This window comes from Methylobacterium sp. UNCCL125, from assembly GCF_900116795.1.
Taxonomy (GTDB): Bacteria; Pseudomonadota; Alphaproteobacteria; order Rhizobiales; family Beijerinckiaceae; genus Methylobacterium; species Methylobacterium fujisawaense.
Window position 1 is genome coordinate 1 of sequence record NZ_FPBW01000066.1, and the last position, 9287, is coordinate 9287.

Sequence of the window (9287 nt, forward strand, 5' to 3'; positions counted from 1 at the left end):
CTGGGCGACGATCGTGTCGGTGAACCGGCGGGTCAACAAGGCGGTCGAGCCGATGACCGATCAGGACCACCTGCACGTGGCCGACCGGTGGGATCTGGCCGAGGACGGCATCGGCGACTGCGAGGACTTCCAGCTGCTCAAGCGCCATCTGCTGGCCCAGGCCGGCCTGCCGCGGCGGGCGATGCGCATGACCGTGGTGATCGACGAGAAGGGCGAGGGCCACGCGGTGCTCACCCTGATCACCGACCGGGGCGACCTGGTGCTCGACAACAAGACCAACGCGATCCTGCCCTGGCACAAGACCGGCTACGTGTTCATCAAGCGCGAGAGCCAGGACGCCGTCGCCTGGGTCTCGCTCGGCGGCGTCACCTCCCCGGTCACCACCGCCAACCGCTGATCCGTCTCAGGCCGCCCGGCTCAGCGACGGCTGGGCAAGGCTCGCCACATAGGCCTCGACCCGGCCGATGAAGGCAGCGAGATGGGGGGCGACGCCGCGAAGGCTGGCGAGATCCCGCACCAGGATGTCCCGCGACAGCGCCCTGTCGCCCTCGCTCGGCGCATCGGCGAGATAGGAATCCACCGCGTGCTCCGCGATATTGATCGCGCCGGCCCGACCATCCTCGGCGAGCGCTCTGATCACCTGCTGGATGGCGGGCTGCATTGCGGGTCCTTTCCTGAGGCGCAGTCCCGTCCGCGACGGGCTGGCTGGCTTCTTGCAATTCGATCGGGCCCGCCGCGAATCCTGCGCGTGAGCATCCCTGAGAAGCCGGCAAAACTGACCTGAATCAAGACCCTCGGAGGGGGCGCAGAGCGGCTATTCGCTCCGTGCATGTGTTTCGGGTCAGCTCTGCGGATGAAAACATCTCTTAAATCGGAACCGATAGGGCTCGACGCGCGTTATCCGTCTCGCCCTGACCCATTGTGCGTCGCACGTGGTCGTGTCACCCTTCCGTCATCATCGGGCGGCGGGGGCTTGGGCCATGCGGCACGCGGATGGCGGAATCTCGTGTCAGGTGTTCGGCGCCCTGCAATGGCGGGGCTGGGCTCATGCGGTGCGCCGGGCGCGCCAAGCCGCGAGCTTCGCGCTGGTGGGCGCGATCCTCACGATGGGCGGCGCGACGACCCACGCCCATGCCCGGCTCGTTCTTCCGGATCAGGTGACCGCCGTCGAACAGGCTGGGTCGGTGCGCGCCATCGCGGGCTGGACGGATTTCTGCGCGCGGACGCCCCAGGAGTGCGTGGTCGACATTGCCGAGCCCAACGCGATCCCGCTCACCATGGCGGTGTGGCGGACCCTGCAGAGCGTCAACCGTCGAGTGAACGCCCGCATCAAGCCCATCACCGATCAGGCCCATTGGGGCGTCGTGGATCGCTGGGATTTTCCCGATGACGGCTTCGGTGACTGCGAGGATTACCAGTTGCTGAAACGGCGGATGCTGGTGGAGCGCGGCCTGCCGCGGCGTGCCCTGCTGATGACCGTGGTCATCGACGAGACCAACGAAGGCCACGCGGTGCTCACGGTTCGCACCGATCGCGGCGACTTCATTCTCGACAACAAGACCGACGCGATCCGCTCCTGGCGGCGTACCGGCTACAGCTTCATCAAGCAGGCCGGTCAGGACGGGCCGGCCTGGGTCTCCCTCGAGGGCAAGGACGGCACCGCACAGGTGGCCACCGCCGAGCCCTGAATCTGGTCAGACGCCGACCAGCATCGCGGCGAGGTCAAGGGCGACCCGGCCCGAGAGCAGGCTCCAGCCGCACGCGACGATGGTCGCCAGCATCACGAACGGCATCGGCCGGCCCTCGATCCGCCGGCCGCGCACCGTGTTGCGCAGGATGATGAACGGCGCCGAAAAGGCCAGCATCGGCAGGGCGGCCACTGCCGGGAGGCCGCCCCGCTCCAGCAGGCTGAAGCTCGCCCGCCGCGCTGCGAACAGCTCGAAGGCGCTGGCGATCAAGCCGGACAGTGCCAGTCCGATGCACAGGGTCCGGATCGACTCGATGGCGGCGGGCGTGAGGACCATTATTCGCGCTCCTGATACAGGTTGCGCGCACTGTACTCATGCCGTTTACCGCTTGTTAAGCACGAGTCTTGGGTAGCGTTAATCCGTGCACAGGTGTGGGCCGGCGCAGCCCCAGCGGGGATGCGGGGTCAGCCGCGTCGTCGGCTAGGCCTCTTCCTCGAGATCGATGTCGAGGATTGCCATCCGGAAGACGAAGGAATCGTCGCCATCCTCCTTGTCGTCGGCGATCACGCCGATCGATTCCTCGCCGATGAATACCTCGGCGGAGTCGCCGGTCTTCATCGCCGTGAGGCGGATGTTGTTGTTCGCGAACTTGCGGCGCAGATAGTCCTGAAGCTTCGCGGTCTCGGCTTTGGTCACGCTGATCGATCTCCCCTGGCGGCGCTGGCGCCGCGGATGGGCCGAGGGCTTGCCACGCCTCGGGCGGAGCGGCAAGCGCGACGGCGTTGCGGTTCAGATCCCGTCGCCCAAGTGGATGAACTGGTCCAAGGCGACGAACTGGTCCATCGCCCGGGCGGGATCGTCGCAGCCTGCGGTGCCGACCACCCGCGCCGGCACGCCGACCACCGTGGTGTTGGGCGGTACCGGTCGCAGCACGACCGAGCCGGCCGCCACCCGGGCGCAGGCGCCGACCTCGATATTGCCCAGGATCTTCGCGCCGGCGCCGATCATCACGCCGCGGCGGATCTTGGGGTGGCGGTCGCCGCGCTGCTTGCCGGTGCCGCCCAGCGTCACGGCGTGGAGGATCGACACGTCGTCCTCGATCACCGCGGTCGAGCCGACCACAAGCCCCGTGGCGTGGTCGAGGAAGACGCCCCGCCCGATTCGCGCCGCCGGATGGATGTCGCACTGGAACACTTCCGAGACCCGGCTCTGGAGGTAGAGAGCGAGGTCGCGCCGGCCGCGGTTCCAGACATGATGGGCGAGGCGGTAAGCCTGGAGCGCGTGGAACCCCTTGAAGTAGAGGACCGGTTCCAGCGCCCGGAGTGTTGCCGGATCCCGGTCGATCACCGCGCCGATATCGGCGCGAAAGGCCTGCCCGATGTCCGGGTCCACCGTGATCGCCTCATGGAAGGCGTGGGCGACGAGTTCCGCCGGCAGCGACGGATGCCCCAGCCGGGCGGCGACCCGGTGGGAGACCGCGCCCTCCAGCGTGGTGTGGTTCAGGATCGTCGCCACGATGAAGGAGGCGAGCTGCGGCTCGGTGCGCAGGACATCCTCCGCCTCGGCGCGCAGCCGCGACCAGACCGGGTCGAGGTGCGTGAGGTCGTGCGACTGGTGCGTGAAGGCAGGACTGGCGCTCATAGGCGGATGCTCATGTCCGGAACTTCGGATTCGCTGTCGGTCATGCCTGCGGCGGCGGACCCGTCGCCCGATCGAGCGGAAGGGGGCGCTGTCCGGGGCGGAAACGGGCCGGGCCATCGCTGGGCCGCGTGTTCGGACCTAGCGTGGTGCGCTGCACCGCCGCGATCAAGGGTCGGCGCGACCCGAAAGCCCCATTGGCCGCATGGCTGTCAGCGAACGAGCGACGGTCAGTCCGCCAGCGGCGCAGCTTGGCCGAACCGCGCCTCGATGGCTGCCGTCAGGCGGTCCAGCATCGTCTGGACCGGGATGTTGGAGGTGTCCACCGTGGCGGGTGCCCGCGCGTAGAGCGGCTCGCGGCTCGCCAGGACGGCCCGCAGTTCCTGCATCGCAGAGGCATGGTCGCCCGTCGTGGCGAGGTGCCCCTGTTCGCGGACCCGGCTCATGTGCTCCTCCGGCCGCGCGCGCAGCCAGATCGTGTAGAAGGCTTGCAGCAGAAGGTCGTAGGTCAACGGCTCCGCAACGATCCCGCCGCTCGTAGCCAGTATCAGCGGCCCGGGATGCTCGGTGAGGCGACGCAGGGCCGCCTGCTCCAGCCGGCGGTAGCCCTCCTGGCCGTAGATCGCGAAGATCTCCTGGACCGAGAGGGCGTTCTCCCGTTCGATCTCGGCATTGAGTTCCACGAAGGTCCAGCCCAGGCGCTCGGCCGCGAGCTTGCCAAGGGTCGATTTGCCGGCGCCGCGCAGGCCGATCAGCGCTACCCGCGGGCGGTTGCTCGATTCCGGTCGGCTACCGCCGGACAGGGCGTCCTTGGCGGCGGCGATCTGGGCCGGGCTGGCCTGGGCGAGCAGGTCGCGCACCACCGGCCAATCGGGCAGCCCGTCATTGCCGGTGATCAGGTCGTCCAGTCGCACGCCCATGGCGTTGGCCACCCGCCGGAGCAGGATGATGGAGACGTTGCCCTGGCCGCCTTCCAGCTGCGCGATGTAGCGCTCGGACAGGCCGGAGGTCTGTGACAGAACCTTGCGCGACAGGCCGCGCACGGTGCGCGCGTGCCTGACGCGGCGCCCGAGGTCTGTGAGAAAAAGTGATTCCTGTTCCACCACGCCGCTCATGGCGCCGTTCGCTTTCCTGCCAGCTTGAGAGCAGGGTCGGTGCCCTGCATGCCTGCCGCTTCGAGATCGATCGCGCCCTACCGTACCGTCGGGCGATAGAATGCCCGACCTCGCGCGCCTGAACCGGCGTTCCTGCCCTGAGATCCGTTGCGCGCCATGCGCGCACGGCCGCTGTTTTGCGGCTTCGGTCCGTGCCGATCCAACCACGTTGCTGGCGTGGCGCCTATGTGTTGCGGAACGGTGCGATGGTCAAGCCTTGGGCATGATCCTTGTGTGGGCAGAGGGCCGATCCGCACCGGGTTCCCCGACGCGCGGCCGCTCCGGAATGGCGGAGCTACTCGACCGGGAGAGCGGTGGCCTCGCGCACGGGGGCCGCGGCCGGGGCGCGGCGCGGCGTGGCGGCGGCGAGCATCTGCAGGGACGGGCGACGCGGCGGCAGCGGCACCTCGATCGCTTCGACCGCCGCCTCGTTGGCCGATGCCGAAGCGGCGGCCGGGGACATCGGAGCGGATGCCGCCGCGGCCTGTGGCGAGAGCCGGAGTTCCGCGATCTGCGCCGGCGCGGCCTCCGTCGCCGCCAGGGCGCTCCCGAGACCCGCGGGTCGACGCGGCGGCAGCGGCACCTCCACGGACGGAACCGCCGCCGCCTGCGCGGCGGCCGGAGTCGCCGCAGAATTCGCGGCTGAAGCCGCGGCGGGATCTAGGGTCAGGCTGGCGAGCTCGATCGTGGTGCCGGCCAGGGCGGCCGGCCGACGCGGCGGCAGCGGCACCTCGACGGCCTCGGTCGGGACCTCCGCCACTGCGGCCGCGGTGGGCGCGTAGGCCAGGGCTGAGGCCGCCGCGGTGTTCCGGGTCTCGGCGGCGCCGCCGCTGAACAGGCTCGCCAGGGCGCTGGCCGAGGCCGCGACGGGCGCCACCACCGCGGCGACTTCCGTGGAAATGCCCTGGCGCTTGGCTGCGTAGTAGTAGCCGCGGTTATAGTATTGATACGCTTGGCCGAGATTGCCCTTGGCGGTCCGATAGGCGCCGGCAAGATAGGCTACGCCGTAGCGAAGGTTGGTTTCGGGATCGTACAGGCCGGCCGCATCGCCGGTGTAGCCGAGGCTGCGGGCAGTCGCGTGCTTGATCTGCATCAGGCCGAGGGCGCTGCCGCCCTTGGCCCGCGGATTGTAGTTGCTCTCGCGCTTGACGACGGCGTGAACGAAGCTTGCCGGCACGCCGTTCGCCTTGGCCTGCTGCTCGATCAACGCGTCGATATTGTCGTGCGCGCTCTGCCCGAAGGCGGCTGCGGGCACGACCGCGAGGACGACGGCCAGGATGAGGCGATGCATTCCGAGACCCGGTGCTGCTTGTTCTGTGGTCAAGCTAGGTCACGGGGAAATGAGGCCGGAAAGCGGCCCCGGTTCGGCAGCCTGTGGGCGGCCGGGGTGTCGGGAGCGTTTGTGATCCGCGTGCCACAGCGGCGCGTCACGCGGCGGCGCGGCGATCCAAAGGGATGCCCGGGGCGGCGGCCGGGCGGTCAGGGAAGGAGGAAGCGCTCGACCCCATGGGCGAAGCCGTCCGCGTCGTTGCTGTCGGTGACCGCGCGCGCAGCCGCCTTCACCGCCGCTTCGGCATTGCCCATCGCCACGGAGAATCCGCTTTGCGCGAACATCGGACGGTCGTTGCCGGCGTCGCCGAAGGTGGCGATCCGCTCCGGCGGGATGGCGAGATGCGCGCTCATCCAGGTGACGAATCGCCCCTTGTCAAGATGGGGTGGCGTCACGTCGAGGTAGTATTTCTGCGAACGGTGGATGGTGGCTTGACCGGCCAGGGCCGCCCCGATCCGGGCTTCGCAGGCTGCCAGATGGGCGTGGTCGCGGCTGACGCCGACGATCTTGGCCGCGCTCCCCATGAGTGGGCGGAGATCGGCGACGACGCGGGGCTCCGCGTCGATCGTGCGGCGTTCGAGGTCGGTATAGGGACCCTCCGGATCGCGCAGCCACCACGCCCCCTCGGCGAAGACCCAGACGTCCAGTCCCTCGGCCAACAGCCGGTCGAGGGCCGACCGGGCCGCCGCCTCGGGGATGGTCCGTTCCTCGATGGTCGAGAGGTCCGGCCGCACGACGCTCGCGCCGTTGAACGCCCCCATCGGCAGGTCGAGCTCGAGTTCGGCGACCAGATTCCGCAGCCCGATCGGCGGCCGGGCCGAGGCGATGCTGAAGCCGATGCCGGCCGCTCTCAGCCGCCGGACGGCCGTGACCGTCGCCTCGGTCAGGCGCTTGTCGCCGGTCACCAGGGTTCCATCGACGTCCGAGATCACCAGGTCGATGCCCGAAGCCTTGCCGGATCCTGCAATCATCCGCTCACTTCCCAACCGTATCCCGGCGCATTTCGGCCGCGAGTTCCGCGACCACCCGGTCGGCAATGGCCTCGGGCGATTCGCGGATGCCGACCGTGATCGGGTGTTCATCGGCCCCCGGAATCTCCAGGGCCGCAAACTGGCTGTCCAAGAGACGCGGCGGCATGAAATGGCCCTGCCGCTCGGCGAGGCGCTGCGCGATCAGGGTCCGGTCGCCGTCCAGATAGACGAGGCGAACCCGCTGGCTCCCGCGGGTGAGAACGTCCCGGTACGCGCGGCGGAGGGCCGAACAGGCCACCACGCCCGACTCGCCAGCGTCGAGGCGCTGCTGGATCCAAGTCGCAATCCGGGCCAGCCAGGGCGCGCGATCCGCATCGTCGAGGGCGAGGCCCGCATGCATCTTCGCCACGTGCTCCGGCGTGTGAAAGCTGTCGCCGTCCACGAAGATCCAGCCAAGCGTCTCGGCGATCAGCGCCGCCACGGTGCTCTTCCCGGAACCCGAGACGCCCATGACAACGAGCACCTGACCGGCGGCGGCCGTTCCGGCATCCGGCGCCGGCTCCGATTGGGACGTCATCCGGACCACCCTGGCTCCGAGGCGCGTCGGGGCGCTGCCCCTCACATCAATAGGAGCGGGTTTCCAGAAGGGAAGATCGCCTGGGATGCAAACGGGCCGCGGCGCCCGCAGGAACCGCGGCGCGGCCGGGCGCGTTCACCCCGCAGACGCCGAACATTTAGGGAACATGAGTCGCATGGCTAGCACAACCGCGAAGGCAACACCGAAGGCCGGCCGGGGTACCGGATCAAATCAGGACGCTACGGAGAACCCCAAGACCGACCCGAAGGACGTGTCGAACCAGATCAAGGACCCGGATCAGTGGACGACTGGCGGCGAGCCGATGACCGGCGCGCAGGCTTCCTATCTGAAGACGCTCTCGGAAGAGGCCAAGGAGCCGGCGGCGTTCGATCCTGACCTCGACAAGGCCGAAGCCTCGAAGCGGATCGACGACCTTCGCCATAAGGCTGGCCACGCCTGAGCCAAGCCGGGCGCGTTTCCCCCGGGCGCGCCCGCCGCCGTCTACGTCCGGGCGGCGTATCCCGGCCGGAATGGACAAGGTGGCCTGTTTCGAACACCTCGTTAAGCCGGCGGCAATGGCGAGAGGTTATGCCCCATGCAGCGCGTGAGGCCGCGCGGGCAGCGGGACTGAGAAGGCACGTTCGACCATGGATGAGCCGGGCGGCGGCGAAGCAGGACGGCGTGCGGTGCGGATTCCGACGGCGTTCGGCTTGACGGATCGGATTCGTGCCGAGGCCGTACGGTTCGCCCGCGACGTCCACGGATCCACGGCAATGGAATACGCCCTGCTCGGCGGCATGATCTTCCTCGTCGCCGTCGGCAGCATCCGGTACTACGTGTCCCGCGTCAGCGTCGTCTACGGCGACATCACCGCGGCGGTCACGCAGGGAAATTGAGCCGATCGGTCGCGGGATTTTTGGCCATTGGGCTGGAGCGGCCAATGTGCGGCCGCTGATGACGTCCCGATTTGTATCTCGATATTGCGACCGCGGGCGAACGCCCGGCATTCGTCGTCTCTATGCCCCGAAAAAGCTGTGCTTAACGAGGATGACTTCGCAGTCTTGGCCGTGCCGGCCGGAGTGTGGCTCACCCGCTACGGACACCTGGGCCGCCATGGGCTAGGCACGGGCTCGGCAATACCGATGGGCAACATCTGGATGCGCAAACTTCCCCTTGTCCTGCTCGCCGTCACGGCGATGTCGGGCTGCACGTACCTGCCTGCGGCGGGTCCGACGGCGAGCGCGATCCAGGCGGGGGCGGAGGTGGCCACCGCCGACGGCGGCCTGCTCGCCCGCTACGAGATCATCGACGTCACGCCCTCGGTGGTCGAGGCCCTGCGCGGCCGGCCGCTGGACAGCCTGCTCGCCTCCTTCGGCGACCACCGTCCCTCCTCGGAGCCGGTGATCGGCGTCGGCGACATGGTCTCGGTCTCGATCTGGGAAGCCGGGTCGGGCGGCCTGTTCTCCGGGCCGCTGGTGGCCGACCGCTTCTCGGCGGGCTCCAAGTCCGCCCTCATCCCCGAGCAGCCCGTCGGGCGCGACGGCGCCATCTCGGTGCCCTACGCCGGCCGCATCAAGGTCGCCGGCCGCCGCACCCAGGACGTCCAGGCGCTCATCGAGAACGAACTCGCCGGCAAGGCCATCCAGCCGCAGGTGCTGGTCTCGGTCACCCGGCCGATCAGCCAGGCGGTGACCGTCACCGGAGAGGGCGCCGCCGGCGCCCGCCTGCCGCTCTCGGGCCACGGCGACCGCATCCTCGACGTCATCGCCGCCGCCGGCGGCAACCGCGCGCCGGTCAACGAGACCTTCGTGCGGCTCTCGCGCGGCCCGGTGACCGCGACCGTGCCGCTGACCACGGTGGTGTCGAACCCCAAGGAGAACATCTACCTGCGGCCCAACGACGTGCTCACCCTGGTGCGCGACCCGCAGA

The 9287-nt window shown here is 69.4% G+C and carries 12 protein-coding genes and 1 pseudogene; 5 read left to right on the forward strand and 8 right to left on the reverse strand.

What is annotated here, in order from left to right:
- Window positions 1–397 (forward strand): transglutaminase-like cysteine peptidase (locus BM396_RS31305; RefSeq protein WP_091995272.1); only part of this gene is annotated, 397 nt, incomplete at its 5' end.
- 6 nt (window positions 398–403) lie between these two features.
- Here BM396_RS31305 and BM396_RS31310 read toward each other — a convergent pair.
- Window positions 404–661, reverse strand: coding sequence for a hypothetical protein (locus BM396_RS31310; protein WP_043358027.1), 258 nt, complete (start codon window positions 659–661; stop codon window positions 404–406).
- Window positions 662–980: 319 nt separating this feature from the next.
- Between BM396_RS31310 and BM396_RS31315 the strand changes: the two genes are divergently transcribed.
- Window positions 981–1688 (forward strand): transglutaminase-like cysteine peptidase, encoded by a 708-nt coding sequence (locus BM396_RS31315; RefSeq protein ID WP_051976324.1) that lies wholly within the window; start codon window positions 981–983, stop codon window positions 1686–1688.
- Between the two features lie 6 nt (window positions 1689–1694).
- Here BM396_RS31315 and BM396_RS31320 read toward each other — a convergent pair whose 3' ends face one another.
- The 7 genes and pseudogenes from BM396_RS31320 to BM396_RS31350 form a co-directional block, all read right to left on the reverse strand.
- Window positions 1695–2024, reverse strand: coding sequence for a DUF6949 family protein (locus BM396_RS31320; protein WP_043358025.1), 330 nt, complete (start codon window positions 2022–2024; stop codon window positions 1695–1697).
- A gap of 144 nt (window positions 2025–2168) precedes the next feature.
- Window positions 2169–2384, reverse strand: coding sequence for a DUF3126 family protein (locus BM396_RS31325; protein ID WP_007565940.1), 216 nt, complete (start codon window positions 2382–2384; stop codon window positions 2169–2171).
- A 93-nt stretch (window positions 2385–2477) separates the two neighbouring features.
- Window positions 2478–3329 (reverse strand): serine O-acetyltransferase, encoded by an 852-nt coding sequence (gene cysE, locus BM396_RS31330; protein WP_043388169.1) that lies wholly within the window; start codon window positions 3327–3329, stop codon window positions 2478–2480.
- Between the two features lie 227 nt (window positions 3330–3556).
- Window positions 3557–4462: pseudogene (locus tag BM396_RS31335) on the reverse strand (helix-turn-helix transcriptional regulator); the annotation flags it as partial.
- 313 nt (window positions 4463–4775) lie between these two features.
- Window positions 4776–5771, reverse strand: a complete 996-nt coding sequence (locus BM396_RS31340) for a lytic transglycosylase domain-containing protein (protein ID WP_043388172.1) — start codon at window positions 5769–5771, stop codon at window positions 4776–4778.
- Between the two features lie 188 nt (window positions 5772–5959).
- A complete protein-coding gene (locus BM396_RS31345) occupies window positions 5960–6781 on the reverse strand; it encodes a Cof-type HAD-IIB family hydrolase (protein WP_043388173.1) in 822 nt (273 codons plus the stop codon).
- Window positions 6782–6785: 4 nt separating this feature from the next.
- On the reverse strand, window positions 6786–7358 hold the full coding sequence (locus BM396_RS31350; protein ID WP_051044788.1) for a gluconokinase: 573 nt from the start codon (window positions 7356–7358) through the stop codon (window positions 6786–6788).
- A 175-nt stretch (window positions 7359–7533) separates the two neighbouring features.
- On the opposite strand from BM396_RS31350, the gene BM396_RS31355 reads away from it, so the two are divergent.
- From BM396_RS31355 to BM396_RS31365, 3 genes are all read left to right on the forward strand, one after another.
- Complete coding sequence (locus BM396_RS31355; protein ID WP_043388174.1) at window positions 7534–7818, forward strand: DUF3072 domain-containing protein; 285 nt, start codon at window positions 7534–7536, stop codon at window positions 7816–7818.
- Window positions 7819–8131: 313 nt separating this feature from the next.
- Window positions 8132–8254 (forward strand): hypothetical protein, encoded by a 123-nt coding sequence (locus BM396_RS33765; protein WP_274926768.1) that lies wholly within the window; start codon window positions 8132–8134, stop codon window positions 8252–8254.
- Window positions 8255–8515: 261 nt separating this feature from the next.
- Window positions 8516–9287, forward strand: a 772-nt coding sequence (locus tag BM396_RS31365; RefSeq protein ID WP_139239600.1) for a polysaccharide biosynthesis/export family protein, incomplete at its 3' end; no start/stop codon positions are given.

What these genes read in the sequence shown, in the direction of transcription:
- BM396_RS31315 (WP_051976324.1), top strand. Translation starts at nt 981, where the DNA reads ATGCGGCACGCGGATGGCGGAATCTCGTGTCAGGTGTTCGGCGCCCTG.
- BM396_RS31320 (WP_043358025.1), bottom strand. Translation starts at nt 2,024, where the DNA reads ATGGTCCTCACGCCCGCCGCCATCGAGTCGATCCGGACCCTGTGCATC.
- BM396_RS31345 (WP_043388173.1), bottom strand. Translation starts at nt 6,781, where the DNA reads ATGATTGCAGGATCCGGCAAGGCTTCGGGCATCGACCTGGTGATCTCG.
- BM396_RS31340 (WP_043388172.1), bottom strand. Translation starts at nt 5,771, where the DNA reads ATGCATCGCCTCATCCTGGCCGTCGTCCTCGCGGTCGTGCCCGCAGCC.
- BM396_RS31350 (WP_051044788.1), bottom strand. Translation starts at nt 7,358, where the DNA reads ATGACGTCCCAATCGGAGCCGGCGCCGGATGCCGGAACGGCCGCCGCC.
- BM396_RS31355 (WP_043388174.1), top strand. Translation starts at nt 7,534, where the DNA reads ATGGCTAGCACAACCGCGAAGGCAACACCGAAGGCCGGCCGGGGTACC.
- BM396_RS31310 (WP_043358027.1), bottom strand. Translation starts at nt 661, where the DNA reads ATGCAGCCCGCCATCCAGCAGGTGATCAGAGCGCTCGCCGAGGATGGT.
- cysE (WP_043388169.1), bottom strand. Translation starts at nt 3,329, where the DNA reads ATGAGCGCCAGTCCTGCCTTCACGCACCAGTCGCACGACCTCACGCAC.
- BM396_RS33765 (WP_274926768.1), top strand. Translation starts at nt 8,132, where the DNA reads ATGGAATACGCCCTGCTCGGCGGCATGATCTTCCTCGTCGCCGTCGGC.